Source organism: Mesorhizobium sp. KR2-14 (assembly GCF_040049255.1).
Classification (GTDB): Bacteria; Pseudomonadota; Alphaproteobacteria; order Rhizobiales; family Rhizobiaceae; genus Pseudaminobacter.
Genome location: NZ_JBDZDR010000004.1, coordinates 183,987 through 209,894 on the forward strand (window position 1 = coordinate 183,987; position 25,908 = coordinate 209,894).

22 protein-coding genes, 1 tRNA gene and 1 pseudogene are annotated in these 25,908 nt (G+C 62.9%); 15 read left to right on the forward strand and 9 right to left on the reverse strand.

What is annotated here, in order from left to right:
• The first annotated feature begins 7 nt into the window (after positions 1-7).
• The 5 genes from ABLE86_RS12970 to ABLE86_RS12990 are packed head-to-tail and all read left to right on the forward strand — an operon-like array spanning position 8 to position 5,453.
• Positions 8-1,093 carry a glycosyltransferase family 4 protein gene (locus ABLE86_RS12970; RefSeq protein WP_348779377.1) on the forward strand — a complete coding sequence of 362 codons (1,086 nt, stop codon included), beginning with the start codon at positions 8-10 and terminating at the stop codon, positions 1,091-1,093.
• The gene (locus ABLE86_RS12975; RefSeq protein WP_348779378.1) at positions 1,090-2,220 is read left to right on the forward strand and encodes a glycosyltransferase; all 1,131 of its coding nucleotides are present in this window, start codon (positions 1,090-1,092) and stop codon (positions 2,218-2,220) included. The genes ABLE86_RS12970 and ABLE86_RS12975 overlap by 4 nt, the downstream gene beginning before the upstream one ends.
• Complete coding sequence (locus ABLE86_RS12980) at positions 2,217-3,311, forward strand: glycosyltransferase (RefSeq protein ID WP_348779379.1); 1,095 nt, start codon at positions 2,217-2,219, stop codon at positions 3,309-3,311. Before ABLE86_RS12975 ends, ABLE86_RS12980 begins: the two co-directional genes overlap by 4 nt.
• Positions 3,308-4,453 (forward strand): glycosyltransferase, encoded by a 1,146-nt coding sequence (locus tag ABLE86_RS12985; protein WP_348779380.1) that lies wholly within the window; start codon positions 3,308-3,310, stop codon positions 4,451-4,453. The genes ABLE86_RS12980 and ABLE86_RS12985 overlap by 4 nt, the downstream gene beginning before the upstream one ends.
• Entirely contained in the window at positions 4,422-5,453 is a 1,032-nt protein-coding gene (locus ABLE86_RS12990; protein WP_348779381.1) for a UDP-glucuronic acid decarboxylase family protein, read from the forward strand. Before ABLE86_RS12985 ends, ABLE86_RS12990 begins: the two co-directional genes overlap by 32 nt.
• On the opposite strand, the gene ABLE86_RS12995 is transcribed toward ABLE86_RS12990, so the two are convergent.
• Positions 5,450-5,653, reverse strand: a complete 204-nt coding sequence (locus ABLE86_RS12995) for a hypothetical protein (protein WP_348779382.1) — start codon at positions 5,651-5,653, stop codon at positions 5,450-5,452. The two genes, ABLE86_RS12990 and ABLE86_RS12995, sit on opposite strands and share 4 nt — an antisense overlap.
• 496 nt (positions 5,654-6,149) lie before the next feature.
• Here ABLE86_RS12995 and ABLE86_RS13000 point away from each other — a divergent pair, with 496 nt between their 5' ends.
• The 4 genes and pseudogenes from ABLE86_RS13000 (at position 6,150) to ABLE86_RS13015 (ending at position 10,693) form a co-directional block, all read left to right on the forward strand.
• Positions 6,150-6,755, forward strand: a complete 606-nt coding sequence (locus tag ABLE86_RS13000) for a (2Fe-2S)-binding protein (RefSeq protein ID WP_348779383.1) — start codon at positions 6,150-6,152, stop codon at positions 6,753-6,755.
• On the forward strand, positions 6,756-7,784 hold the full coding sequence (locus ABLE86_RS13005; RefSeq protein ID WP_348779384.1) for a xanthine dehydrogenase family protein subunit M: 1,029 nt from the start codon (positions 6,756-6,758) through the stop codon (positions 7,782-7,784).
• A pseudogene (locus tag ABLE86_RS13010) lies at positions 7,781-10,055 on the forward strand (xanthine dehydrogenase family protein molybdopterin-binding subunit). Before ABLE86_RS13005 ends, ABLE86_RS13010 begins: the two are co-directional and overlap by 4 nt.
• A 161-nt stretch (positions 10,056-10,216) precedes the next feature.
• A complete protein-coding gene (locus ABLE86_RS13015) occupies positions 10,217-10,693 on the forward strand; it encodes a hypothetical protein (RefSeq protein WP_348779385.1) in 477 nt (158 codons plus the stop codon).
• Positions 10,694-10,814: 121 nt separating this feature from the next.
• Here ABLE86_RS13015 and ABLE86_RS13020 read toward each other — a convergent pair whose 3' ends face one another.
• The 3 genes from ABLE86_RS13020 to ABLE86_RS13030 form a co-directional block, all read right to left on the reverse strand.
• Entirely contained in the window at positions 10,815-11,630 is an 816-nt protein-coding gene (locus tag ABLE86_RS13020) for a Ku protein (protein ID WP_348779386.1), read from the reverse strand.
• 60 nt (positions 11,631-11,690) lie between these two features.
• Positions 11,691-11,775: transfer RNA gene (locus ABLE86_RS13025), tRNA-Leu, on the reverse strand.
• Between the two features lie 106 nt (positions 11,776-11,881).
• A complete protein-coding gene (locus ABLE86_RS13030; RefSeq protein ID WP_348779387.1) occupies positions 11,882-12,733 on the reverse strand; it encodes an alpha/beta fold hydrolase in 852 nt (283 codons plus the stop codon).
• Positions 12,734-13,000: 267 nt separating this feature from the next.
• Here ABLE86_RS13030 and ade point away from each other — a divergent pair, with 267 nt between their 5' ends.
• Complete coding sequence (ade, locus tag ABLE86_RS13035) at positions 13,001-14,812, forward strand: adenine deaminase (protein ID WP_348779388.1); 1,812 nt, start codon at positions 13,001-13,003, stop codon at positions 14,810-14,812.
• Between the two features lie 33 nt (positions 14,813-14,845).
• Here ade and ABLE86_RS13040 read toward each other — a convergent pair whose 3' ends face one another.
• Together ABLE86_RS13040 and ABLE86_RS13045 are read right to left on the reverse strand one after the other, a co-directional pair.
• The gene (locus ABLE86_RS13040; protein ID WP_348779389.1) at positions 14,846-16,024 is read right to left on the reverse strand and encodes an alpha/beta hydrolase; all 1,179 of its coding nucleotides are present in this window, start codon (positions 16,022-16,024) and stop codon (positions 14,846-14,848) included.
• Between the two features lie 117 nt (positions 16,025-16,141).
• Complete coding sequence (locus ABLE86_RS13045; protein ID WP_348779390.1) at positions 16,142-17,599, reverse strand: TrkH family potassium uptake protein; 1,458 nt, start codon at positions 17,597-17,599, stop codon at positions 16,142-16,144.
• A 226-nt stretch (positions 17,600-17,825) separates the two neighbouring features.
• On the opposite strand from ABLE86_RS13045, the gene ilvA reads away from it, so the two are divergent.
• Positions 17,826-19,082, forward strand: coding sequence for a threonine ammonia-lyase IlvA (gene ilvA / locus ABLE86_RS13050; RefSeq protein WP_348779391.1), 1,257 nt, complete (start codon positions 17,826-17,828; stop codon positions 19,080-19,082).
• Here the strand turns inward: ilvA and ABLE86_RS13055 are convergent.
• The gene (locus tag ABLE86_RS13055) at positions 19,075-19,440 is read right to left on the reverse strand and encodes a hypothetical protein (RefSeq protein WP_348779392.1); all 366 of its coding nucleotides are present in this window, start codon (positions 19,438-19,440) and stop codon (positions 19,075-19,077) included. The genes ilvA and ABLE86_RS13055 overlap by 8 nt on opposite strands.
• Between ABLE86_RS13055 and ABLE86_RS13060 the strand changes: the two genes are divergently transcribed.
• A complete protein-coding gene (locus ABLE86_RS13060) occupies positions 19,424-20,800 on the forward strand; it encodes a DEAD/DEAH box helicase (RefSeq protein WP_348779393.1) in 1,377 nt (458 codons plus the stop codon). The two genes, ABLE86_RS13055 and ABLE86_RS13060, sit on opposite strands and share 17 nt — an antisense overlap.
• 82 nt (positions 20,801-20,882) lie before the next feature.
• On the opposite strand, the gene ABLE86_RS13065 is transcribed toward ABLE86_RS13060, so the two are convergent.
• Both ABLE86_RS13065 and ABLE86_RS13070 read right to left on the reverse strand, forming a co-directional pair.
• Positions 20,883-21,857 (reverse strand): alpha/beta fold hydrolase, encoded by a 975-nt coding sequence (locus tag ABLE86_RS13065; RefSeq protein WP_348779394.1) that lies wholly within the window; start codon positions 21,855-21,857, stop codon positions 20,883-20,885.
• A 119-nt stretch (positions 21,858-21,976) separates the two neighbouring features.
• Positions 21,977-22,798: an SDR family NAD(P)-dependent oxidoreductase gene (locus ABLE86_RS13070; RefSeq protein WP_348779395.1), complete on the reverse strand. Its 822-nt coding sequence runs from the start codon at positions 22,796-22,798 to the stop codon at positions 21,977-21,979.
• A gap of 222 nt (positions 22,799-23,020) precedes the next feature.
• Between ABLE86_RS13070 and ABLE86_RS13075 the strand changes: the two genes are divergently transcribed.
• The 3 genes from ABLE86_RS13075 to sseA all read left to right on the forward strand — a co-directional run bounded on the left by ABLE86_RS13075 (position 23,021) and on the right by sseA (position 25,908).
• Positions 23,021-24,055, forward strand: a complete 1,035-nt coding sequence (locus ABLE86_RS13075) for a cysteine synthase A (RefSeq protein WP_348779396.1) — start codon at positions 23,021-23,023, stop codon at positions 24,053-24,055.
• Entirely contained in the window at positions 24,055-24,798 is a 744-nt protein-coding gene (locus tag ABLE86_RS13080; RefSeq protein WP_348779397.1) for an alanyl-tRNA editing protein, read from the forward strand. Before ABLE86_RS13075 ends, ABLE86_RS13080 begins: the two co-directional genes overlap by 1 nt.
• A gap of 258 nt (positions 24,799-25,056) precedes the next feature.
• Entirely contained in the window at positions 25,057-25,908 is an 852-nt protein-coding gene (gene sseA, locus ABLE86_RS13085; protein ID WP_348779398.1) for a 3-mercaptopyruvate sulfurtransferase, read from the forward strand.

Consider the following 25,908-nt stretch of genomic DNA (forward strand, 5'->3'; position numbering starts at 1 on the left):
GATACTGATGACGATCGATGCCGTAGGCGGGGTGTGGCGCTACGGTCTGGACATGGCGCAAGGCCTCAAGCGCGCCGGTGTCGAAACGGTGCTGGTTTGCCTTGGCCCGGGCCCTTCATGGGGGCAGATGGAGGAAGCCCGCCGTATCGGCAAGATCATCTGTCTGGATGAGCCGCTCGACTGGACTGCCCAAACCGAGCACGACCTCCTGCCTCTTTCCGACGCGCTAGAGGCTCTGGCCAGCACCGAGAGCGTCGATCTTCTGCACCTGAATGCGCCGTCTCAAGCATGGCGGCTGAGATGCAGGCGACCGGTGGTTACCGTATCCCATTCATGCCTGCCGAGTTGGCACGACTGCGTGCTTCGATCGCCTGTGCCGGACCACCTCGCTTGGCATGGAAAGATCAACCGCGAGGGGCTCTCTCTCGCGGATGCGGTGGTCACACCTAGCGAAAGCCATGCCGCCAACTTGCAGGCCCGCTACGGAACCATCCCCAATCTCCATGTCGTGCCAAACGCGGTGCGGCCCGTGCCGCAAGATGCGGCGAAGAAGCCTTTCGTCCTGGCGGTCGGCCGCTGGTGGGACAAAGGCAAGAATGGCCGCGCCATTGATGAAGCGGCAATCGGCACGGCGTGGCCAGTGAAAATGGCGGGTGCAACTGTCTCGCCCAGTGGCGATACCTTCACAGCCTCCCATGCGGAACAGTTGGGGGAACTGCCTTACGCGCATCTGCGCGAACTGATGTCTGCGGCCGGAATTTTCGTGTCGCCGTCCCTCTACGAGCCTTTTGGGCTGGCGGCGCTGGAGGCCGCGCATTCGAGAGCGGCCCTGGTGCTTTCCGACATTCCAACCTATCGCGAACTCTGGGAAGGAGCTGCGTTGTTTGCGCAGCCGGATTGTCCCGGCGCATTTGCGCAGGCCATCAATCGGCTCATCTCAGAGCCGCGGTTGAGACGGCGGCTCGTTCAACGAGCTCACGAGAAAGCGCAGTCGCTGTCGCCTGAACGGCAGGTCGCGAGCATGTTGAAGGTCTATTCGGCCGCATCGTCAGCGGCCGCAGATCGCAGGCTGACCACCATGGTGCAGCAATGAGGTTTCTGTTCTACACGCAGTCGCTGATTTCCGACTGGAACCATGGCAACGCGCATTTCCTGCGCGGCATCATGCGTGAGCTCATCGCCAGAGGCCATGAGGCGCTTGCGCTCGAACCCGAGGCATCATGGAGCCGGCTCAACCTGATCGCCCAGTGCGGCCGAGCTGCAATAGATCGCTTCCGCAGGGATTTCCCCGAACTGCGGACGATCATCTACGACGACGATTTTGCCCATGAAGAGCTGATCGCCGAAGCCGACGTCGTTCTCGTCCACGAATGGAACGAACCCTCGCTGGTGGAACGCATCGGCCGCGTCCGCCGCCTGGGCGGCAGGTTCACTCTTCTTTTCCACGACACCCACCACCGCGCCGTCTCCGCGGCGCAGGATATCGCCAGTTTTCCCCTCGATGACTTCGACTGCGTCCTTGCCTTTGGCGCAACCTTGCGGGAGCGCTACGATCGCGCCGGCTGGGGGCGCCGCGCGTTCACCTGGCATGAGGCGGCGGATGATCGGCTATTCCGCCCTCTTGAAGGAACCGATCCGCCGGGCAGGCTGGTGTGGATCGGCAACTGGGGCGACGAAGAGCGAACGGAGGAACTTGAAACCTTTCTGATCGAGCCGGTTCGGCGGCTTTCCCTGAACGGAAACGTGTATGGCGTGCGTTACCCGCCCTCCGCCATCGCCAAGCTCGAAAGAAGCGGGCTCCACTATCGCGGCTGGATTGCCAATGCGGACGTTCCACGAGAATTCGCACAGCACAGGGTGACGGTTCACGTGCCCCGGCGCCCATATGTGAATTCGCTGCCAGGGATCCCGACGATACGCGTCTTTGAAGCGTTGGCATGCGGAATACCGCTCGTTTCATCGCCGTGGAGCGACGACGAAGGCCTGTTTCGTGCCGGTCGCGATTTTCTTGTGGCCCGAAATGGCCAGGAGATGGCCGGTCTTTTGACGCAAGTGCTGAGTGATGTGGACTTTTCAGCCGAACTCTCTGCCGCTGGCCTCGAAACCGTCAGGAAGCGGCACACGTGCCGGCACAGGGTGTCGGAGCTCTTGTCCATACTGGATGAAGTCGGCGCCTATCGCCCGTCCGATCACGCCCGGTCAAGGGAGGCTGCGGGATGAACATTGCGTTCTACGGTTCAAGCCTGCTTTCGTCCTACTGGAATGGCGCGGCGACCTACTATCGCGGGCTGCTGCGCGCACTGGCGGCCCGCGGCTACGAAATCACTTTCTTCGAACCCGACGTCTACGATCGTCAGCAGAACCGCGACATCGACCCTCCGGACTGGTGCGAGGTTGTGGTCTACGATGGAACGCTGGCAGGGCTGGCGATGGTGGCGGTTCGTGCCGCCCATTTCGATGTCGTGATCAAGGCAAGCGGCGTGGGGTTCGAAGACGATGCCCTCATGGAGCGGGTGTTCGCAGCAGCGCGCCCATCGGCATTGAAAATCTACTGGGACGTAGATGCACCGGCGACGCTTGCGCAATTGCGCAGCGGTCCGGACCACCCATTGCGTCGGGCGCTGCGGACGCTCGATCTGGTGCTCACCTACGGCGGCGGAGAGCCGGTTGTGAAGGCCTATCGCGCACTCGGTGCGAGCGCTTGCGTGCCCATCTACAACGCGTTGGACGCCACAACGCATCATCGGGTTGCCGAGGATCCGTTTTTCGCGGCGGAGCTGGCCTTCCTCGGCAATCGCCTTCCCGACAGGGAACGCCGCGTCGAGGAATTCTTTCTCCGCCCGGCTGGCCTGTTGCCGCAAGCTGCGTTCCTGATCGGCGGGGCCGGCTGGTCGGAAAAGCCGATGCCCGACAATGTCCGCAACATCGGCCATGTGTCCACGCGCGACCACAACGCGTTCAATTCAACCCCCAAGGCCGTGCTCAACATCAGCCGCGACAGCATGGCCGAGACGGGCTTTTCGCCGGCGACCCGCGTTTTCGAAGCGGCAGGAGCCGGCGCGTGCATCATCACCGACGCGTGGGAAGGCCTGGACCTATTCCTCCGCGAGAACTGCGAGGTCCTGGTCGCCCGAGACGGCAAGGACGTTGCCGATGTATTGTCGGGGTTGAGCGACGAAAGGGCCCGGGAGATCGGTGAAGCCGCGCGCGAGCGTGTGCTGCGCGAGCATACATACGAGCTTCGCGCCGCCGAGGTCGACAAGCTGCTCCGAGCACAGTTGCAGCGTCGTTCCATAGAGGCCGCAGAATGAACGCCGGAGGTCTTCACATAGTCGTTCTAGGGCTTTCGCTTTCCTCCTCATGGGGAAACGGCCACGCGACCACCTATCGCAGCCTGATAAGGGGGCTGCGAGCCATCGGGCAGCGCGTGTCCTTCCTGGAGCGGAATACCCCATGGTACGAGGCGCACCGCGATCTCCCGGCTCCCGACTTCTGTGATCTCGCCTTTTACGAAGACGTGGAAGAACTTCGCAGCCGCTACGGAAACCTGATCGCAACTTCCGATGCTGTGATCGTCGGATCTTTCGTCCCCGACGGAGTGAACGTCATCGACCTGGTGGCGCAGCTTCGGCCAAAGCGTTTCTGCTACTATGATATCGATACGCCGGTGACCCTGGCGAGGCTTGCAGGTCGGGATGCGGGCGCAGAGCAATATGTAGCTCTCAGGCAGTTGCCGCTCTTCGACATCTGTTTTTCGTTCACTGGCGGTCCCACCTTGAGACATCTGGAAGAGTTGGGCGCGGCTCGCGTCGTCGAGCTCTACTGTTCGGTCGATCCATCCCGGTATCGCAACACGGCTGAACCCATCCAATGGGATCTCGGCTATCTCGGCACCTATAGCGACGACCGGCAGGAGAAGCTGGAAAGCCTGCTCCTGAACGTCGCAAGAGCGATGCCGAACAGGCTTTTCGTGGTGGCGGGATCACGATATCCGCCCGGCATAAAGTGGCCGCCAAACGTCGACCGCATAGAACATCTGCCGCCCGAGAAGCACGCGTCGTTCTACAGTCGCCAGCGCTTTACGCTGAACATTACCCGGCAGGACATGGTGCAGGCGGGCTGGTCGCCGAGCGTGCGCATATTCGAGGCGGCCGCATGTGAAACGCCGATCATTTCCGACTACTGGCACGGGTTGGACGAGCTATTGCCGATCGGCGTCGCGGTGATAGTAGCGCGCTCCACGGCCGATGTGGTGGCGGCTCTCGACAGTGTTTCCGAGCGCGAGCGCGCGAGTATAGCTGCAGAAGCAGGCGCAAGGGTCATGCGAGGCCACACCGCTGAAAGGCGAGCCCGGCAGTTGCTCGACGATCTGCTATCCATCGAACCACGCAGCGCAGGCCAAGTCCGAACGGGAGGGCCAAATGCAGCGAATCCGGTCGCAACAGCCTGGTAGTTCAATATTGGTGGCAGGGGGCGCCGGTTTCATCGGCACCAATCTTTGCGAAACGCTGCTCCGGGAAGGTCACGAGGTATTTTGCGTCGATGATTTCGTGACCGGCACCGTCGCATCGGTTTCACGTCTGTCGCAACACGCCAAGTTCACCTCGATTGTCCACGACATATGCCATCCGCTCGTTATCGATCGCAAGCTGGCCGCGATCTACAATCTTGCCTGCGCGGCCTCGCCGCCGGCCTACCAGGCAGATCCGGTTCACACGATGATGACGAATGTGTTGGGAACGAAGAACCTTCTCGATCTCGCCCAAGAGCACGGCGCCGTGCTGGTCCAGGCATCGACCAGCGAGATTTACGGAGATCCCGAACAGCACCCGCAGCAGGAGACATACCGTGGCCTCGTAAACTGCACGGGTCCGCGTGCTTGCTACGACGAAGGCAAACGGGCGGCGGAGGCGCTGTGTTTCGACTATTTACGCGCCGGCAGGGCAGATGCGCGGGTCGCAAGGATATTCAATACCTACGGCCCCTATATGCGGCCTGACGACGGGCGCGTGGTGTCCAACTTCATCGTTCAGGCGCTCTCCGCGCGGCCGATAACAATCTATGGCGAGGGATGCCAGACGCGGTCCTTCTGCTATGTGGCCGACCTTGTGGACGGCCTCAGGCGGCTGGCAAATGTGGAGCCCAACCCGCAGACCGCCATCAATCTCGGGAACCCTCAGGAGTATACGGTTTGTGAGCTCGCGGACGAGATCATACGGCTGATCCCCCATCAGGTTCGGAAGGTGAACAGGCCGCTGCCGATCGACGATCCGAAACACAGGCGGCCGGATATCCGCCTCGCCAGGGAGATTCTGCGATGGTCGCCTCGGGTTCAATTGTCCGAGGGTTTGGCCCGAACCATAGACTGGTTTCGCCAGTGTTTGCCCGCTGCGGATGCCAACGAGGCGCGCCAGCCGGCAAAGACCATGATGGGCGAGGGCGCCGGTCGCTAGCGCCAGGCTTTTTCGTTCTTTTCCTGATAATCGCGAAATGCCTTGGCCAGCCCGCCAAGCACTTCGGCCGAGGTTTCGAACATTGCCTTCAGTTGCGGCTCATTGATCTTCTGTATGTCTTCGCGAAGATGGTCTTTCAGTTCCTCAAGCGCCTTTTGCATCTTCTGGACATGGTGGCGAGGATCGGAAGCGGTTTCCACGGCGATCTCCTTGTGTTGGCGTTCTGAACGGGTCGGAACCCTGTTCCGGAGTCTACTGAATTAGAACAACGGTTCCGGATTAGAGTTCCGCGACTGGGGAGGAGCGGCGGAGACCGTTACGCAGGAGGAAAACGGAACCAGGCGCCGCTGGGTGAGTTGAGTGACCGGGTGCGGGACGTCTGAGAAAGGCTGTGTCCCGGGCAGGAGAGCAGTCGGGAGCCCGAGTAAACGATGGAAAAGATACCCGCCAATAAGGCAAAGCAGGCCCGACGTGGTGTCCACGTTTTGGTCATTCTCCTCGTCGCGTTGGTGCTGGCAGGAGTGGTTTGGATAGGGGTCGAATACTTCGTGCCCCGCTGAAGACACTTGGGGGCCAGAAGCACCCAAGAACGTGGCAGCCCAGCCTCCGCCGCTCCCGAGACTTCTTTCACAAGTGATGGAACCACGACCGCGTGGAGCGATTACGCCCCATCGCTGCGGAATTCTGGGGAGCTTGATGCCGAACCGTCCTTCGAAAACCGGCTTGAGCCGGCGCAACTTCATGGTCGGAACGGCTACCGCTGCGGCCTCCATACCGTTGCTGGCCACGCGTGCCGCAGGCTCCCCGCCGGAACAATCACCTCGCCATTCAGGGCCGGTCAGCCTGACCATAAACGGTCAGCGCCACGACCTGGCTCTCGACCTCAGGACAACGCTTCTCGACGCGCTCCGGGACCACGTCGGGCTGACAGGAACCAAGAAGGGCTGCGACCACGGCCAGTGCGGCGCCTGCACCGTCCTGATGGACGGAATGCGTGTACTTTCCTGCCTGACATTTGCGGTCATGGCCAGCGGACGCCAGGTCACGACGATCGAGGGATTAGCCAAAGAGGGCGGTCCGCTTCATCCCATGCAGCAGGCCTTCGTGGATTGCGATGCGTTCCAATGCGGCTACTGCACGCCGGGGCAGATCATGTCAGCCATTGGATGCGTGCGCGAGGGACACGCCGCATCTGAAGCGGACATAAGAGAATACATGAGCGGAAATCTCTGCCGATGCGCGGCCTACCCGAACATCGTGGCCGCCATTCTCCAGGCGCGAGACGAGACGAAGGGGGCCTAGATGCGGCCCTTCAGCTACAGCAAGCCCGAAAGTGTCGCCGAGGCGATAGAGATGGCGGCGGAACTGAGCGACGCCGAGACGCCGCCGACACGATCCCGCGCCCAATTCATCGCCGGCGCTACGAACCTGGCCGACTACATGAAGCTCGGCGTGGCGGCACCGGAGCTTTTGATCGAGCTGAACGGACTTTCCGATCCCGCGCTGAGGCGCATCGACGTCTCGGACGAAGGCATACGCTTCGGCGCCCTGGTCCGCATGAGCGAAGCCGCTGATGACGAGACAGTGAAGCGGCATTATCCCGTGATCGCGGAGAGTCTCAAATTCGCCGCGAGCGGACAGATACGCAACGCGGCCACACTGGCGGGTAACATCCTCCAGCGCCCTCGATGCGAGTATTTCCGGGATATTTCGTGGCCATGTAACAGGCGCAGCCCCGGATCGGGTTGCGCAGCCATGGAAGGCATAAACCGGCAACATGCAGTGCTCGGCACAAGCGAGCACTGCATCGCCACCTACCACGGAGATTTTGCGCAGGCTCTGATCGCGCTTGGCGCGACCGTGGAGATCGAGGGCCCCGGTGGCACGAGGCAGCTCAGCTTTTCTCGTCTGCATCGGCTCCCCGCCGACACTCCAGACATTGAGACCAACCTCGCGCCGGACGAGATCATAACCGGCATCTCTGTTCCGGCCGGACCCTGGACGCAACGATCGCGATACCTGAAGGTTCGCGACCGCGAGTCCTATGCCTTTGCACTCGCGTCTGCTGCCGTCGCGCTGCAGCTGTCGCAAGACACGGTTCAAGAAAGCCGCATAGCGCTCGGTGGGGTGGCAACCATTCCGTGGCGCGCCCGGCAAGCGGAGGACGCCTTGCGAGGCCGCCGACTGGACGAAGATGCCGCCCACGCAGCAGCCGAGGCAGCGTTTGCCGGTTCCAGGCCACGCGGTGGGAACGCCTTCAAGGTGCCGCTGGGCAAGCGAACCCTCGTGCGAGCTCTGCTTGAGGCGCGCGACATGAGGATTTCGACATGAGCAAGGAAGCGCCCGCGCCCAAGGAAAACATGGGGACGCCTGTACCGCGCATCGACGCGGTACTCAAGGTTACGGGCCGGGCGTCTTATCCGGCCGATATTCCACTGGCCGATGTCGCCTTTGGCGTGCTGGTCACCAGCACCATCGCCAAGGGTGCCATAGCTGCGCTGCACACAAGCGACGCCGCCCGGGTGCCCGGCGTTCTCGGCATTTTCAGCCATGGCGACATGGCCGGCGTGGAGCCGCCGAAATTCGGAAGCGCGGCAAGTTCGATCGGACCGCTCCACAGCGATCGGATATTCCATGACGGACAGATCATAGCGCTGGTCGTCGCCGAAACCTTCGAGTCGGCCAGGGAAGCAGCCATGCTCGTCCGTGCCGAGTACGACAAGGAGCGGCCGAGCGCCGGCTTCGACTCGCCAGACACGGAAACGACGCCCGCGGCCGGCGCGACACCATTTTTCGGCGAAGATGTCCACGCCGGCGACTTCGCCGCTGCGTTCGCCGCCGCTCCGGTCAAGATTGATGAGCGCTATTCCACCCCCACGCAGCACCACAACCCGATCGAGCTCTTTTCCACCACCGCCGCCTGGAGTGGCGACCAACTGACGGTTTACGAGCCCACCCAGAACGTGACCGGATGGAAATCGGAGCTTGCACGCCAACTCGGCATCAGCCCCTCCAGGGTGCGTATCGTGAGCCCCTTTGTCGGGGGCGCATTCGGTTCTAAAGGGCCGATGACGGCGAGAACTGCAATTGTTGCCGTCGCCGCGCGGCGCCTGGGCCGCCCGGTGCGTTGCGTGGTCACCAGAATGCAGGCCTACGGGACCCAGACATATCGCGCCGAGACCAGGCACCGCGTCAGGATCGGAGCCGACAGGGAAGGCCATATCACGGCGTTCGGGCATGAGGGCTGGGAGGTCACTTCCCGACCCGATCCCTATGTCGTGGGCGGCACGACAGCGACCGGCCGGATGTATGCATATGGCTCGGTCGCGACTCACGTGTCCCTGGTTCACGCCGACCGTAACACGCCGGGCTACATGCGCTCGCCGCCCGAGACGCCTTACGTCTACGCGCTGGAAAACGCGATGGACGAAATGGCCGTCGCACTTGGCATGGATCCGGTTGAATTCCGCCGGATCAACGAGCCGGTCAGGGAGCCGATCGGCGGCAAGCCGTTCTCGAGCCGCTCGCTCCTCAAGTGCTACGATGAAGCGGCCAAGGCCTTCGGCTGGTCCGACCGCGACCGCGCGATAGGCTCCATGCGCGACGGGGACTGGCTGATCGGCATGGGATGCGCGACGGCCGTCTATCCGACGAACGTCGCTCCTTGCGCGGCGCGGGTTCAGCTGACCGCGGAAGGCAATGTGCGGGTGCAATGCGGCTCGCATGAAATCGGCACGGGTATCCGCACCGTCGCCGGCCAGATGGCCGCCGAGAGGCTGGGGGTCGATATGGCCAAGGTTACCGTCGAGATGGGCGACAGCGCCTTGCCACCGGCGCCCGTATCAGGTGGATCCAACTCGACTGCGAGCGTTTGCTCCGCCGTCATGAAGGGCTGTGAGGCCATTCGATCCCGGCTGTTTTCGGCAGTGACCGGCGAGGGGGCGCCCCTTGCGGCAGCCCACAACAGCGAGCTGGAGCTCGCCCACGGGAAAGTGATCGCCGAGGACGGGAGAACGGTCGATCTGGCCGACGCCTTTGCAATCCTGCAGACCCAGGTCATCGAAGAGTATGCTGAGTTCGCTCCAAAAGGTGCGTCGCCGCAAGCGCTCAAAAAGCTATATGCGGGGCGCCCCGAGTTCCGCGGGGGCGACCGCGATGACGCTGTCAAATACGCTTTCGGAGCCGAGTTCATCGAAGTTCGCATTCACAGCCGGACGCGCGAGATACGGACCCCGCGCATAGTCGGGGGCCTTTGCTGCCGGGCGCATCATGAATACGCGGACCGCCCGGAGCCAGCTGATGGGCGGTATGATATGGGGCATAGCATCGGCGCTTCACGAGCAAACCGAACTTGATCCCCGCAATGCCAGATATGTGAACAAGGATCTGCAGGACTACCTTGTGCCGGTCAACGCCGACATCGGCGAGGTCGAAGTCATCCTGGTTCCGGAGTTCGATCCGGACGTAAATCCGGCAGGAGTCAAGGGTTTGGGCGAACTTGGCAACGTCGGTACGGCAGCGGCCATAGCGAGCGCCGTCTATCATGCCACCGGAATTCGGATACGAGACCTGCCGATCAGGCTGGACGATCTGCTGGTCTAGGCCTCCAGGCCGGGGAGGTGCGAGCGGAACCTTTTTGTTTGGGTCGCGTTTTTTCTGGACGTCCGAAAAGGGCCAGCCCGCACGATAATCGCTTAGAGGCCCATCCCCCCACGATCATCGCAGGCATTGAGCTCCACGGACAGTTTCCCTTGGAGAAGACAATGAGACGCTATCTCTCGACACTCGCATGCTCGGCATTGCTCGGCATTGGCACGCTCTGCGGCACTTCCGCTTTCGCCGGGGTCATGGTTCCCGATATCGCCCCGATGGCTGGGCCGAGCCAGGGCGGTCTTGACACGGCCCTGCTGATACAAAGGCCATCCGACGGCGCAAGCGGCCTTCAGTTCGTTCACGGCGGTGGCGGTGGCGGTGGCCATGGCGGCGGCGGCGGTATGGGCGGCGGCCACGGCATGGGTGGCCACGGCATGGGCGGAGGCATGGGTGGCAACTTCCACGGCATGGGTGGTTTCCATGGCATGGGCGGCTTCCATGATGGCCGCTTTGATCATGGCCGCCACTTCCGCAACGATGGCTTCTTTAACGGTGGCGGCGCCTTCTTCGGATTCGGCCCGTGGTATCCTGTCTGCGACCCCTATTACGCTAACGTCTACGGGACCTGCTATCCGGGATACTACTGATCGCGCCGGATCCCGCGCGCTACCTGCCCAGACTTGCTAGGGGCAGCCAAGACACCGGAGCCCGCCACCTGGACACATGCGGCGGGCCCTCATGTTTGCGCGTCGGCGAAAGCCGAACGGTTCAGCTCTTTCGCTTCTTTCCGTTCGGGCGGATTATACCTTCCTGCTCCAGGCTCCGGCGCAGCAGACCGGCCAGGTCCTTCACGCTCTCCTTCGGGCGCGGGGCGGGCTTCGGCATCGCCTTGCCTGTGCGTTTCGACTCGACAAGTTTCCGCAGCGCGTCCTCGTACTCGTCCTCGAACTTTGATGGGTCGAAGTGGGTCGCCTTCTTGTCGATGAGCAGACTGGCGATCTCGGTCATGTCCGGGTCGATCTTCACGTCTTCAAGCTCCCCGAAGACCTTCGATGCTGGCACGACCTCCCTGGCGTCGCGCAGGATCGTCAGCAGGATGCCCTTGCCCAGCGGCTCCAGCAGAACGTGCCGCTCGCGTTGCCACAGCACGACCGTGGCGAGCGCGACCTTGTTCGTCTTGACCATCGCGTCCCGAAGCAGGCTGAACGGATCCGTGGAAGGCTTGTCGGCCGGCGAGAGGTAATAGGGCTTTTCGTAGTAGAGCGGGTCGACTTCGGTTCGGTCGACGAAGCCGTCAATGGTCATCACGTGTTGGGAAAGCGGCTTGAGGGCCGCGATTTCCTCGGGTTCGAGCAGCAGATATTCGTTCTTGTCGACCTCGTAGCCCTTGACCTGGTCGTCGGGCTCGACGGTCTTTTGGGTCACTTCGTCGACATAGGCGGCTTTGACCGGCTGCCGGGTCTTTCGGTTCAGGATCCTGAAATGGATCGTTTCCGCCTCGGTCCAGGCACCCGTCAGCCTCACGCCGCAGCTGACATTGCCAAGACGAAGAAAGCCCTTCCACAGGGACCGCACGGCACTCATGACACGCTACTCCACCACAGGGCTGGAGAACGGCTGCCTGCTTCAATCGTTCCGTTTTACTGGTGCGGACGGCGGGACTCGAACCCGCAAGGCCAGAGGCCGGCAGATTTTAAGTCTGCTGCGTATACCATTTCGCCACGTCCGCCTCGGCCGACACTGGTAAACATGCCGGGCGAGATTGCAAGCCCCGGCAATAGACGGGGCCCGGTGGGCAGGCGCGGTTGCTGACATCCGCAGCGATTGGCGGGTCGTTACTTGCCGTCGATGAAGTCGAGCACCGATTTGCTGTAGCCGTCCGGGTCCTGCAGCATGGCGAAGTGACTGACATCGGGAAGGATGATCAGCTTCGCGCCGGGAATCGCCGAGGCCATGTACTCGGTGTGCTCGCGCTTAATCGCCTCGTCATGGTCGCCGGCCACGATTGCCGTCGGTACGGTGATCTTCTCCAGTTGCTCCTTGGTCCAGGCCGGCTGGCTCGCCCACATGTGGCTTATCTGCTCCAAGAAGGCGTCGTATTCATGTGGGGTCCTGGAGAGGCGGGCATAATCCTTGCCCGAGCGGTCGATATAGGCGGCAAAGGTCTTGTTGGTGAGCACGCCGGGATCGACGCCATCGGTGGTCACGTTTGCGGCTTGCGCATAGAGCCTGGTTAGCCGCTCGGGATGGTTCATGGCGATGTCAAGGCCGATGATGCCGCCATCGCTCCAGCCCACAAGCGCCGTCTTGTCGATCTTGAGGTGGTCGAGAAGGGCCAGATAGTCGGATGCCATCAGGTCGTAGCCGAAGGGCTGGTCATTACGGGTCGAGCGGCCGTGGCCGCGGCTGTCGGCAACGATCACCTTGTGCGTCTTCGACAGCGTGGCCACTTGGCTTGCCCAGATGTCGGCGTTGCCGAGCCCGCCATGGATCAGCAGGATCGGGTCGCCGGAGCCATAGACGGCATAATACATCTCGATGCCGTTGACCTTTGCAAAGCCGCTTTCGTTGGCCGGCGGCATGGGCGCCGGCTCGGGCAGGGTTTCCCAGCGCTCCAGCGCCTGGCAAGCGCCGGAGGAAAACAGGGTCAGCAACGCAAACGCCAGTGCAGTCCACAAAGCACGCATTTCCGCCTCCATTGCGATGAAGCAGTGAAGTCACCGCCTTTGCGCAAAAAATGTCAATGGCCGCTCGCTGAAGGCCAAAGTTCCATGCGGGGAAGGCGGCCGGTAGACAGACGAATTCTGGCAGTGAAATTCATGACTTACCGGCCTATCCTGAATCAAAACATCTGCACGGAGCTGATTGCGCGTTCCGGCGGTGGAATTGCCGCCGGGTTGGCTGGTCAAATCGCTGAAGCCTTGGCACAGTCGGCGAAAGAGGAGCTGCATATCATGGCCAAGAATCAGGCTTTCCACGCACCCAAACCCTGGTCGAAAATGGCGCCGACGCTTGTCGACGTTGCGATGGGGCGAAAGCCCGCCGATCTTGTCGTGCGCAATGGCCGCTGGGTGAACGTCCATTCCGGCGAGGTTATCCCGGGCACCGACCTGGCCATCAGCGGCGGGCGTTTCGCCTATTGCGGCCCGGATGCCAGCCACGCCATCGGGCAGGGCACCAAGCTCGTCGATGCCGGGGGGCGCTATCTCGTGCCGGGGCTGTGCGACGCGCATATGCATGTCGAAAGCGGCATGGTGACGGTGACCGAGTTCGCGCGGGCGGTGATCCCGCATGGCACCACCTCGATGTTCATCGACCCGCACGAGATCGCCAACGTGCTGGGTCTCGAGGGCGTGCGCCTCATGCATGACGAGGCAATGGCCATGCCCATCAATGTGGGCGTGCAGATGCCTTCCTGCGTGCCTTCCGCGCCGGGGCTGGAGAATGCCGGTGCCTCGCTGCAGCCGGAGGACGTCGCCGAGGCCATGACCTGGCCAAACATCGTCGGGCTCGGAGAGGTGATGAACTTTCCGGGCGTTGCCGCCAACGACCCTGTCATGGTGGGCGGCATTGCCGAAACGATGAAGGCTGGAAAGACCGTCGGCGGTCACTATGCGTCGCCGGATCTCGGCCGGCCCTTCCACGGCTATGTCGCCGGCGGGCCGGAGGACGACCATGAAGGCACGCGCGTTGAAGACGCTATCGCACGCGTGCGCCAGGGCATGAAGGCCATGCTGCGCCTCGGCTCGGCCTGGTACGACGTCGCCACCCAGATAAAAGCGATGACGGAACAAGGGCTTGACCCGCGCAACTTCATCCTCTGCACCGATGACAGCCATTCCGGCACGCTGGTGCATGAGGGGCACATGGACCGCGTCGTGCGCCACGCCATCGCCCAAGGGTTGAAGCCCGTCACGGCGATCCAGATGGCCACGATCAACACCGCGCAGCATTTCCGGATGGAGCGCGAGCTGGGCTCCATCGCGCCCGGACGCCGCGCCGATTTCCTGATCGTTTCCGACCTGGCGGAAATGAAGATCGACGAGGTTTATGGCCGCGGGGTGCGGCTGGCCAAGAGCGGAAAGCTGGAAGTCGATATCCGCGCCTACGACTATCCGGAGAGCGCCAAGAACACGGTCAAGCTCGGCAAGCGACTGGAGGCGCGCGACTTCGACATCGAGGCGCCCGAAGGCGCCAACGAGGTCCGGGTGCGCGTCATCGGCGTCATCGAGAACCAGGCGCCGACGCGCGCGCTCGAGGCCGACCTCTCGGTCGAGAATGGGCTCGTCGCCATGGACCGCCCCGGCGATGTCTGCCAGATCGCGCTGGTGGAACGCCATCGCGGCACCGGCAGCGTCACCAACGGTTTTGTCTCTGGCTTCGGCTATATGCAGGATTGCGCGCTTGCCTCCACCGTGGCGCATGACAGCCATCACATGATCGTGGTGGGCACCAACAAGGAGGATATGGCCGCGGCCGCCAACCGCCTTGGCGAGATCGGCGGCGGTGTCGTTCTCTATTCCAAGGGCAAGGAACTGGCGGCGGTGGAAATGCCGATCGCCGGCCTGATGTCGGACGAGCGCGCCGAAATCGTCGCGGAAAAGGCCGAGAAGCTGGTGGAGGCCATGCGCGCAATGGGGTGCACGCTCAACAACGCCTATATGCAGCACTCGCTGCTGGCGCTGGTGGTGATCCCCGAACTGCGTATCTCCGACGTCGGCATCATCGACGTGACGAAGTTCGAGAAGGTCGACCTGTTCGTCTGAGCGGCGGCCAGCCGCTTCGGAGAGTTTGGCGGCCTACGTCTTTGGGCCGCCAACCACAACACTCATCACCTCGAACGGCGTGGTGATGACGATTTCGGCGGCGGAGGTGATCGTCTGGGTGATGCCGCCGGCGAGCGTTCCCAGCCGATCCCCCACACCGCGTTCGCCGGTGCCCAAACCGGCATCCTCGTGGAGCTTGTCGCCCAGAAGCTTCACCAGAACCGGGTTGTCGGCGAACTTGGTGTGGTTCAGCGAGTCGCCGGCGGAAACCTGGCTGAGATCCACGACCGTCACGCCGAGGCTCGCAATGTCGGCGGCATCCTTGTAGCCGCCGAGCCGCGGCTTGTTGCCGGCAATGATGCGCGACACTTCCAGTGCGCGGTCGTCACCCGACAGAAGCAGGAAGAATGGCTTGTCGGGCTTGCCGTAGCGACGCATCTGGCTCTTGAACACGTCGACATCGATATCAGGCGAGGCCAACACCACGTCGCCAAGACGGTCGCCCAGGTCGGGGTCGCCAGCAGCGGCGAGCTGCCGCAACGCTTCCATCGTCACCCAGTTGCCCATCGAATGGGCGATGATATCGATGCGCTTGGCGCCGGATCTGGCCACCAGCCGCAGCGTCTCTTCCAGCGCGTCGCGGGCGGCGGTGGCGCTGTTGGTGTCGTAGACGTAATCGACCACTTTGCCGCTGGAGGCCCAGGAGAACAGAACCGGCGTGCCGGAATAGCCGGAATCGTGCGCGATCTGCGTCAGGCGATAGACGGCGCTGTCGAAGGCGGTGTTGTAGCCATGCACGAAAACCAGCGCGCGGCCGCCCCGCGAGCTGATGTCTGCGCGCAGGGATTTTGAGAACTCTTCGGCCTTGTCGAAGGTCGAGACCTTTTCCGCGATGAAATATTTCGCGGGGTCGGGGCTTTGGCCGCGCTTCCGGCGCTCGATGTTTCCCGGCTTGTGGCCGGCCGGAACCGTTATGTCCACGCGTGCGAAGCTGACCGTGGGCGCGCGCTCGCCCGCATAGACTTCCTTGCGGTCTGTAGCCTTTGCGCGCGTGGTGGCCACGAATATTTCATGACGGCCCGCGATGGCGCCCGCGGGAGCCTCCACGACACGGCTGCTGACCAGTTCGCGCATATCCTGGCCGGCACAGCCCGAGATGAGCATAGCCAGCGCAATTGCGCCCAACCCCGCCGCCACACTTCGAGACATCATTTGCTCCGGCCCATCCCCGGCTACCTGATAGCCGCTGGCGCTCGCAGGGTCCAGCCAGGCAGAGGGCGCCGCCAAGCGTGGGCAGGTCGGGTGTTGCAGCCGGGAGACGGGCGGCCGTCAGCGTCCCCAGAAGGTCGGGGTGAAGATGACCAGCACGGAAAGGATCTCGAGACGGCCAAGCAGCATGGCAGCCGAGAGAATCCACTTCGCGGCATCTGGCAGCGTCGCGAAATTGCCCACCGGGCCGATGATCTCGCCCATGCCGGGACCGACATTGGTCAACGCTGTCAGGGCGCCGGTTATGGCGGTCATGAGGTCCAGGCCGGTTGCCGCAAGCAGGATTGTGCCGATGGCCCACAGAACAAGGAAGGCAGCGATGAACAGAACCACGCTGCGTTGCATGTCCTCGCTTATCGTGCGGTCACCATAGCGCACAGGCTGTACCGTGTTGGGATAGATCAGGCGGCGAAGCCCGTTCGCCATCAGCTCGAACAGGATGAGGAACCGATAGGCTTTGATGCCGCCGGTGGTCGAGCCAGAGCAGCCGCCCAGGAAAGTGGCGACGAACAGGCAGGCAACGGCAAACGGCCCCCACTTCGTATAATCGTCGCTGGCGAAGCCGGTGGTGGTGATGATCGAAATGAAGTTGAAGGTCGAGTGGGTGAGGGCGTCGAAGAAGGGAATGCCGAGCTTCACTCGCAGATAGATCGCAACCGACAGGGCGAAGACGACGCAGTAGCCGGCGAAGACGCGGATCTGCGGATCCCTCAGGGCGTCGGTGCGGCCGCGCACCACGAACAGGATCATGATCGAGAACGGCAGGCCGCCGATGAACATGAAGATGGAGGCGATCCACAGGATCGATGGCGTGTTGGTATAGCGCGCAAAGGAGGTGTCGTGGGTCGACATGCCGCCGGTGGCAAGGGTCGACATTGCATGGTTGATCGCGTCGAAGCCCGTCATGCCCGCCGCGGCGTAGCAGATGGCGCATATCGTCACCAGCGACGTGTAGATGACGATGAGGCTGAGCGCGAAAGTGTGGAATCGCGCGAAGGGACGGTCCTCGATGTCGGACGACTCGATCTTGAAATAGGACACGCCGCCGATGTTGAGGAAGGGCAGCAGGAAAAGGCCGAGTGCGATGACCCCGAGGCCGCCAATGAATGTCAGCAGCGAGCGCCACAGCAACAGGCCGGGCGGCGCCTTATCCAGCCCGTTGATAACGGTCGAGCCGGTGGTGGTGATGCCCGAGACGGATTCGAAGAACGCGTCGGCAAGGCTCAGCCCGAGCGACGAGGCCAGAAACGGCACCGCCCCGGCAATGGCCAGCGTGAGCCACAGCAGGTTGACCAGAAGGAACCCGAAACGCGTGGTGGCCTGCGGCGGGCGCCCCTGCGTCGCCAGCGCAACCGCCATGGCAAGCCCGCCCATGAACAGGGCGGAGAACGCGAAGGCGCGCCAGTCCTTGCTGCCGTAATAGAGATCGACCGCCGCCGGAATCAGCATCGCGGCAGAGAGATACATGGCGAAGATCGCAGCAACGTGGATCGCGGCGCGAACGGCGGTTCTATTCACGGAAAGGACCCTGGTTACTCGGAAATCCCCGTTCCATGAACGTGGCGACAAGGTGACGGGGCGGCGACAGTGGCGTCATCTTGGCCAATATGCAATAGGCGGAACCGGCCATCGACAGCTACGTGTCGTTGCGGCCAGGCGATGGCGGCAGTTGTCGTATTCGCATATGCCGGCGCCGGCGTTGACCTCCGCGTGGCGCCTTCGACCAGAATGGAGCGATTTGGCGATGACGAATTTTGTCGAGCGGGTGGATGACGCGACCCGCACACTGCGCGAGCTGTTTGCCGAAACGCCGCTTCAGGAAAATGCATATCTGTCGCGCAAGACTGGCGCCCACATCTTCCTGAAGCGCGAGGACCTGTCGCCGGTGCGCTCCTACAAGATCCGTGGCGCCTTCAATTTCTTCCGCAAGGCGCTCGCCGGCGGCAGCCGAGCCGAACTGTTTGTCTGTGCTTCGGCCGGCAACCACGCGCAGGGCTTCGCCTATGTCTGCCGCCATTTCGGCAAGAAGGGCGTCGTCTTCATGCCGGTGACCACCCCACAGCAGAAGATCGACAAGACGCGGCTGTTCGGCGGCGAGTTCGTGGAAATCCGGCTGGTCGGCGACTTCTTTGACGATTGCTACCGCGCGGCCATCGAATTCACGGAAACGTCGGGTGCGCATCTGGTGCCGCCCTTTGACCACAAGGACATTATCGAGGGGCAGGCGAGTGTCGCCGCTGAAATCGCATCGCAGATGCCCGATGGGCGCGAGCCCGACATGATGTTCCTGCCAATCGGCGGCGGAGGCCTGGCCGCGGGCGTCACCCACTATATGCGCGAGAAAGGAGCCGCCACGCGCTTCGTGTTCTGCGAACCGTTCGGCGCACCAAGCCTCAAGGAAGCGCTGAAGCTGGGCAAACGGGTGAAACTCGACAAGGTCGACAATTTCGTCGACGGCGCGGCGGTGGCCGAAATCGGCCGCGAACCGCTGCGCTACCTCAAGGAGTTTGACGAAGCCTCCGTCAGGCTCGTTCCGGAGAACCGGCTGTGTGCGACGATGATCGAGATGCTCAACGTCGAGGGCGTCGTGCTGGAGCCGGCTGGTGCGCTCTCCATCGATGCGCTCAAGGATTTTCCCAAGAAGGAAATCAAGGGCAAGACCATCGTGCTCGTGATCTCGGGCGGCAATTTCGATTTCGAGCGCCTGCCCGATGTGAAGGAGAGGGCGCTGCGCTTCGAGGGCCTGAAGAAGTATTTCATCTTCCGCTTCCCGCAGCGTCCGGGCGCGCTGCGCGATTTCCTTGAGCTTCTCGGTCCCGACGATGATATCTCCCGCTTCGAGTATCTGAAAAAGTCGGCTCGCAACTTCGGCTCGGTGCTGATCGGTATCGAAACCAAGGACGCCCGCAATTTCGCGGTGCTGGCGAAGCGTTTCCATGAAGCGGGCTGGGCTTACCAGGACATCACAGAGAACGAGACACTCGCCGAATTCATCATTTGAACTGGCGCAGCCGACAAGACCTCCACGGGTCTTCTTTCGCACTGCAACATATATTGGTTGCTTTTTCCGGCCGAATGGGCCATATGCGGCAACATGGGCGCTTGGGCCGGGATTCCGGCTTTCCCGACAGATGGGACAGGTTGCGTCTGCTTTCCTCCGTTTTGATCGAGAGATCACCGGAGAAAAAGCCCTGCGGACATGGTGTTCGCGGGCACGACAGCGCAACCGTGCGGGCTTTTTTCAGCCCGCCGCCTTGTCGTTTCCATAGAGACATTTCGCCGGCAGGTAGCGCCTTGCCGCGATCATCGTTTGCGGCCATGGCCGCGTGAAAGAAGAACAGATTGACGAACGAAAACATTGTCGAGTCGGCAGGTTTTGCCGAACTCGGAATTTCCGGCCCGCTGCTCAAGACTACCGCAGGCGCCGGCTTTGACATGCCGAAGCCGATCCAGGCCGGCGCTATTCCCCCGCTTCTCGAAGGCCGCGATGTGCTGGCCGTGGCCCAGACGGGCTCGGGCAAGACGGCTGCCTTCAGCCTGCCGATCCTGACGAAGATCATCGCGCTTGGCACCAAGCGCCTGCCCAAGACGGCGCGCGCGCTGATCCTGGCGCCGACCCGCGAGCTTGCCGTGCAGATCGAGGAGACGATCCGCGTGCTCACCAAGGGATTGCACGTGTCGACCGCGCTGGTGCTCGGCGGCGTGTCGCGCTTCAGCCAGGTCAAGAAAATGGCGCCTGGCGTCGATGTTCTGGTCGCCACCCCTGGCCGGCTCGTCGATCTCGTCCGCGAGGGCGAGGTGAGCCTGCAGGAAACGCGCTGGCTGGTGCTCGACGAGGCCGACCGCATGCTCGACATGGGCTTCATCCATGATGTGAAGCGGCTGGCCAAGGCCACCCACAGGGACCGCCAGACGGCGCTGTTCTCGGCCACCATGCCCGAAGAAATCGCGGCGCTGGCCGAAGGCATCATGAAGCAGCCCGTGCGCGTCGAGGTGGCGCCGCAGGGCACGACGGCCGCCGAGATCAAGCAGAGCGTCGTGCTTGCCCGCACCAAGCAGAAGCGCAAGATCCTCTCCACCATGCTGGCAGATGAAGCGATGCGTCAGGTCATCGTGTTCGCGCGCACAAAGCACGGCGCCGACCGTGTCACCCGCGATCTCGAGCGCGACGGTTTCGAGGCCGCTGTCATCCACGGCAACAAGTCGCAGAACGCACGCCAGAAGGCGCTGAACGGTTTCCGCGATGGCTCCGTGCGCATCCTCGTCGCCACCGACATCGCCGCCCGCGGCATCGACGTTCCGGGCATCAGCCATGTCGTTAACTTCGACCTGCCGGACGAGGCAGAAAGCTATGTCCACCGCATCGGCCGTACCGGCCGCAACGGCGCTGACGGCATCGCCATCACGCTGTGCGACCCCACCGAAAGCGCCAAGCTGCGTCAGGTTGAGAAGATCATTCGCATGAAGCTGCCGGTGGCGGCCGATCATCTCGACCAGCCTGACCCCAAGCCGGAACCGCGTGCGGCGATGGAGCCTGCGAACGATCGAAACGCTCCGCGCGCTGACAAGCGCCCGCAGGGGCAGAAGCCGCGCGGCAACGGTTTCGGCAAGAAGCTGTTTTCCGGCCGGCCGGCCGACGACAGGCCGGAAGGACGCAAGCCGTCCCGGCCCAAGCGCCGTGGCTTCGGCGGGCGCAAGCCGGCGACGCGAGCCGCCTGACGGCTAACAGTCTGTCGGCCTCACCACAGGGCTGGTGAATGAACATATTCAAGCGGCCGGAGTGCTTTGCTCCGGCCGCTTTCTATTGCACCACGGCCTTGATCCAGACTTCGATCCGCTGCGCCAGGAAACGCGTCGTGGACGGCGACCGCACGTCGCCGGCTATGACGTGGTTGTCCGGGTCGCCGGATGTTTCGACCGGCACGAGCTCATGATAGCTGCCCCAGCGCGCCGCTATCTGGCGCGTCAGGTCCTGGCGGGTGACGCCGTCGAGATCCGAGAAGATGAAGAGGGCAGGGATCGTGATGTTCTCCACCGGCGTCTCGCTCGCGAGCTTGGTCAGGGCGGCCATCGGCAGCGTGGCGCTGGTCGGGTAACGCGTGGTCCAGAATTGTTCGTGTTGCGAATTGCGCGGCTCGAAGCTTCGCTCCTTGCCGGCGACCAGTTCGGCGATCTGCTTGCCCCAGGGCAGCGTCAGGATTTCGGCGCCTGCGGCCCGAACGCCGAAATTCGGCGAGATCAAAGCCATGGCCACGACGCCATCCGAAGCGCCTTGCTCGGCGGCCGCATGCACGGCCAATGCCGCACCCGTCGAGGTGGCGATGACGACGACCTTTTCACCGATCTCGCGGCCGATGGCGATGGCCTCGGCATAATCGTTGATCCAGTCGTTGACCGTGGCCGTGCCCATGGCAGCTCCGTCCTGCCCGTGACCGGTCAGTCGCGTGTAGAAGAGGTTGGCATCGAGTGCGTCGGCCACTTCGTCGGGCAGCGGTCGCACCTCGGCCTTGGAGGCGGAAAAGCCGTGGACGTAGACGATGGAAATCGGCGTCTTCGCGTGGATCAGCGGATTTGCCCAGACGATCTCCTTTTCCAGCCCGTTGCGGATGCCGGCCAGCTTGCCTTCGGTTCGCTCGAGATAGGCCTCCGGATCGTCGCCGATGGCGCTCGGGTCGAATGTGATGCGCGTGTCGACCGTCACGCGCGGGCCGAGCGCAAAGGCTGCGACGAGTGCCGCAAGCAGGATCAGAATGGCAATGGTTATGCGGCGGCTCAAGGCAAGTCCTCCAGAAGCCGATCGGTCGCCGATGCGGCCGAATCGAGTCCCTGACCTACAGATTTCCTGAATCCACGCCAAGCGCCAATAGCGATAGACGGCGTGAGCGCCTTGGCTGCTCAGTCTCGCCGCTTGCGCCCGGCGGCCATGGGGCGCTTGTCCCATCCGGTCATCTTGTGGATCAGCCAAAACCGCAGTTCGAACGGCAGCATGCGCAGCAGCTTCAGCGAAATGGTAAAGCGGCGCGGGAAGCTGGTTTCGAACCCGCCGCTGCGCACAGCGCGAGCTATTCGCTGCGAAGCGTCTTCCACGGGAATGAGCGCGGGCATTGAAATGCGCGTCTTCTGCGTCAGCGGCGTGTCCACGAAGCCGGGATTTACCACCTGCAGTCGCACGTTCATCTTGTCGAAGTCGTGCTTCAGCGCCTCGGCGAGGTTGTTCAGCGCCGCCTTCGAGGCTCCATAGGCGCCGGCCGACGGCCAGCCGAAATAGGAAGACGCCGAGCCGACAAGCACGACGTGGCCGCGCCCGCGGTGCCGCATGCGTTCCACTACCGGCACCAGCCCGTAGAGAACGCCGAACAGATTGACGTCGAAAGTGTTGATGATGTGGAGGGCGTCCAGGCGCTCGCCGCGCGTCGGGAAGTAATTGCCGGCGCTGAAGATGGCCAGCACGATCTCGCCCACGTCGCGCTCGATGGCCGCCACGGTGTTTCGCATGCCATCTTCATCGGTCACATCGCAGAAAAACGGCACGATGCGCCCGGGCAAGTGTGCAGTTTCCTCGACCAGCGTGTGAAGGCGGTCTTCGTCTCGGGAAGTAACGGCGACAGTATAGCCAGCGGTTGCAAGATCACGTGCAAGGAACCGCCCGATGCCGGTGCTGGCGCCGGTAATCCATGCCACGCCGTCCTTCGGGTCGGCCCGGTAAAGTACTGCCATGCCGTGAATCGCCCCTCTCAGTCCCCAATATAAGTACCCCTGCCGTTCGGCGATGGGAAGGGGGCCGTCGAGTCAATTGGCCAGTAGCGGGCGACAATCGTTCCCCTCGCGTCCCGCTCGACGGAAATTGAATCGGGCTTGCCTCTGGACCAGGCAATTTCATCTCTTGAAAGCCCGGTCGCTGGTTTTTACTCTGTCGCTTGAAAGAAAAGGAATTTTTCCATGCATCGTTCGGTGATCGACGTAATCGGCAACACGCCTTTGATCAGGCTCAATCGGGCTTCGGAGGAAACCGGTTGCGAAATCCTCGGCAAGGCCGAGTTCATGAATCCGGGGCAGTCGGTCAAGGATCGTGCCGGCCTGTTCATCATTCGCGACGCCGAGGAAAAGGGTTTGCTGAAGCCGGGCGGCGTTATCGTCGAGGGCACGGCCGGCAACACCGGCATCGGGCTCACCGTGGTCGCCAAGGCGCTCGGCTACCGCACCGTCATCGTCATTCCCGACACGCAGAGCCAGGAAAAGAAGGATGCGCTGCGCCTGCTCGGCGCGGAACTGATCGAGGTTCCGGCCGTGCCTTACAAGAACCCGAACAATTATGTGAAGGTTTCGGGCAGGCTTGCCGAGCAACTGGCCAAGAGCGATCCCAACGGCGCGATCTGGGCAAACCAGTTCGACAATATCGCCAATCGCGACGGCCACATCCACACCACGGCGCAGGAAATCTGGAAGCAGACCGAAGGCAAGGTCGACGGCTTCGTCTCGGCCGTGGGCACCGGCGGCACGCTTGCCGGTGTCGCCGCGGGCTTGAGAGAAAAGAACCGCAACGTGAAGATCGCGCTCGCCGACCCGCTGGGCGCGGCGCTCTACAGCTATTACACCAGCGGTGAGTTGAAGGCCGAGGGCAGCTCCATCACCGAGGGCATAGGGCAGGGGCGCATTACCGCCAACCTGGAAGGTTTTACCCCCGACTTCTCCTATCAGATCCCCGACGCCGAAGCGCTGCCGATCATTTTTGACCTAGTGCAGGAGGAGGGCCTGTGCCTCGGCGGCTCCACTGGCATCAACATCGCGGGCGCCGTCCGGCTGGCGCGCGATCTCGGTCCCGGCCACACCATCGTGACGGTGCTGTGCGACTACGGTACGCGTTATCAGTCGAAGCTGTTCAATCCCGACTTCCTGCGCACCAAGGATCTGCCGATCCCCGAATGGATGGATCGCCAGACTGAAATCCCGGTGCCTTTCGAGGCGGTGGCGTAATGGCGCACGACACCTACGCAGTCTTCCGCGACGACGCCTATCTCGCGGAAGCCGAAGCACAGGTCGTGGCCGTGAACGATCGCGGCGGCATCATTCTCGACCGCACGATCTTTTACGCCACCTCCGGCGGCCAGCCGGGCGACACCGGCTTGATGACCCGCGCCGATGGCAGCCGCATCGCCATTGCGGCCACCATCACGGGCGAAACCAAGAACGAGATCATCCACGTTCCCGCGGCGGGGCAGCCGCTGCCCGAACCGGGCGAAAAGCTGGCGCTCGCCATCGACTGGCCTCGGCGGCATCTCTTGATGCGCATGCACACGGCCTGCCATCTGCTCACGGTCGTGTGCCCGTTTCCGATCACCGGCGCTTCGGTGGCGGAGGACGATTCCCGCGTCGATTTCGACATTCCGGATGCAGGCTTCACCAAGGAAGACGTGACGGCCTGGCTGATGGAACTGATCGCCGCCGACCATCCGGTGTTCACAAGGCTTATCTCGGATGACGAGCTTGCCACCAATCCGGGCCTCGTGAAGTCCAAGAATGTCAGGCCGCCGACCGGAAACGGCCAGATCAGGCTGGTCTGCATCGGCGAGGACGGGTTGGTCGACAGCCAGCCCTGTGGCGGCACGCATGTGCGCAGCACCGGCGAGATCGGCGAAATCCATATTGGAAAAATTGAGAAGAAGGGCCGCGAGAACCGTCGCTTCCGAATCCGCTTCGGAGCGCCGCCTGCCCAGTGAAGGTGACCGGGTGGTCCGCCCAGGCACGTAAGGTTACACGGCGCCTCGGGGGTTGGCGGGGTTCTTGCAACCGAAATTGATTCAACGCGATGCCAATATGTTGCATCATGCCGGCGAGAGGAGTCGCCGGCCGGTTCAACCTCATGTTGCGCTGGATCAAGGCGCTTCATGAAACGCCGTTATAGCTTGGCGCCAAAATGGGAAACACGGCCGCATGCCTGTCCGGCGCCCCCATCGCGGCCACCGAGGGAGTGAGAAATGTCCGAGACCAGTCCGTTCGTCGTCGATGCCGATTGGCTCCAATCCCGCCTCGGCACGCCGGGACTGTCGATCGTTGATGCTTCCTGGTACCTGCCAGCCCAGAAGCGGGACGCGCGGGCCGAATACGATGCGGCGCATATCCCCGGCGGCGTTTTTTTCGATCTGGACCTCGTGGTCGATGTGGACTCCAGCCTTCCCCACATGCTGCCGCGCCCTGGGATATTTGCCCAGCACGCCAGTTCCATGGGCATCTCCGCCGACGACACGATCGTGGTCTATGATGGCCCGGGCTTCTTTTCCGCTCCGCGGGTCTGGTGGATGTTTCGCGTGATGGGGGTTTATCAGGTCTTCGTGCTGGACGGCGGCTTCGACCGCTGGAAGGCGGCGGGGCGGCCGGTGACAACTGAGCCGACCAAGATCGCTTCGGGTTTCTTCCACGCCAATTTCGACGCCAGCCGCGTCGCCTCTCTGGCCGACATGCGCCGCATCGTGGAAACCGGCGAAAGCCAGATCGCCGACGCGCGCTCGCACGCCCGGTTCACGGCAGCCGAACCGGAGCCTCGGCCTGGCCTGCGCTCCGGCCACATGCCGGGCGCGAAGAACGTGCCCTATTCCTCACTGTCCGAGAATGGCGAGTTCCTTCCGCTGGAGCGCCTTGTAGAGGTGCTGGAGGACGCCGGATTGGACCTGACCAAGCCGGTGGTTACTTCCTGCGGATCCGGCGTTACGGCAGCGGTAATCACGCTGGCGCTCGAAAGCCTCCGCCACCGCGATCACAAGCTCTATGACGGCTCCTGGGCCGAGTGGGGCGCGCAAGCAGACACGCCGGTGGTGACCGGCGAGGACTGA

What these genes read in the sequence shown, in the direction of transcription:
- ABLE86_RS13080 (WP_348779397.1), top strand. Translation starts at nt 24,055, where the DNA reads ATGGCGCACGACACCTACGCAGTCTTCCGCGACGACGCCTATCTCGCG.
- ABLE86_RS12980 (WP_348779379.1), top strand. Translation starts at nt 2,217, where the DNA reads ATGAACATTGCGTTCTACGGTTCAAGCCTGCTTTCGTCCTACTGGAAT.
- ABLE86_RS13000 (WP_348779383.1), top strand. Translation starts at nt 6,150, where the DNA reads ATGCCGAACCGTCCTTCGAAAACCGGCTTGAGCCGGCGCAACTTCATG.
- ABLE86_RS13055 (WP_348779392.1), bottom strand. Translation starts at nt 19,440, where the DNA reads ATGTTTTCGTTCGTCAATCTGTTCTTCTTTCACGCGGCCATGGCCGCA.
- ABLE86_RS12975 (WP_348779378.1), top strand. Translation starts at nt 1,090, where the DNA reads ATGAGGTTTCTGTTCTACACGCAGTCGCTGATTTCCGACTGGAACCAT.
- ABLE86_RS12970 (WP_348779377.1), top strand. Translation starts at nt 8, where the DNA reads ATGACGATCGATGCCGTAGGCGGGGTGTGGCGCTACGGTCTGGACATG.
- sseA (WP_348779398.1), top strand. Translation starts at nt 25,057, where the DNA reads ATGTCCGAGACCAGTCCGTTCGTCGTCGATGCCGATTGGCTCCAATCC.
- ilvA (WP_348779391.1), top strand. Translation starts at nt 17,826, where the DNA reads ATGACGAATTTTGTCGAGCGGGTGGATGACGCGACCCGCACACTGCGC.
- ABLE86_RS13070 (WP_348779395.1), bottom strand. Translation starts at nt 22,798, where the DNA reads ATGGCAGTACTTTACCGGGCCGACCCGAAGGACGGCGTGGCATGGATT.
- ABLE86_RS13015 (WP_348779385.1), top strand. Translation starts at nt 10,217, where the DNA reads ATGAGACGCTATCTCTCGACACTCGCATGCTCGGCATTGCTCGGCATT.
- ABLE86_RS13005 (WP_348779384.1), top strand. Translation starts at nt 6,756, where the DNA reads ATGCGGCCCTTCAGCTACAGCAAGCCCGAAAGTGTCGCCGAGGCGATA.
- ABLE86_RS13040 (WP_348779389.1), bottom strand. Translation starts at nt 16,024, where the DNA reads ATGATGTCTCGAAGTGTGGCGGCGGGGTTGGGCGCAATTGCGCTGGCT.
- ABLE86_RS13020 (WP_348779386.1), bottom strand. Translation starts at nt 11,630, where the DNA reads ATGAGTGCCGTGCGGTCCCTGTGGAAGGGCTTTCTTCGTCTTGGCAAT.
- ABLE86_RS13030 (WP_348779387.1), bottom strand. Translation starts at nt 12,733, where the DNA reads ATGCGTGCTTTGTGGACTGCACTGGCGTTTGCGTTGCTGACCCTGTTT.
- ABLE86_RS12985 (WP_348779380.1), top strand. Translation starts at nt 3,308, where the DNA reads ATGAACGCCGGAGGTCTTCACATAGTCGTTCTAGGGCTTTCGCTTTCC.
- ABLE86_RS12990 (WP_348779381.1), top strand. Translation starts at nt 4,422, where the DNA reads ATGCAGCGAATCCGGTCGCAACAGCCTGGTAGTTCAATATTGGTGGCA.
- ABLE86_RS13075 (WP_348779396.1), top strand. Translation starts at nt 23,021, where the DNA reads ATGCATCGTTCGGTGATCGACGTAATCGGCAACACGCCTTTGATCAGG.
- ade (WP_348779388.1), top strand. Translation starts at nt 13,001, where the DNA reads ATGGCCAAGAATCAGGCTTTCCACGCACCCAAACCCTGGTCGAAAATG.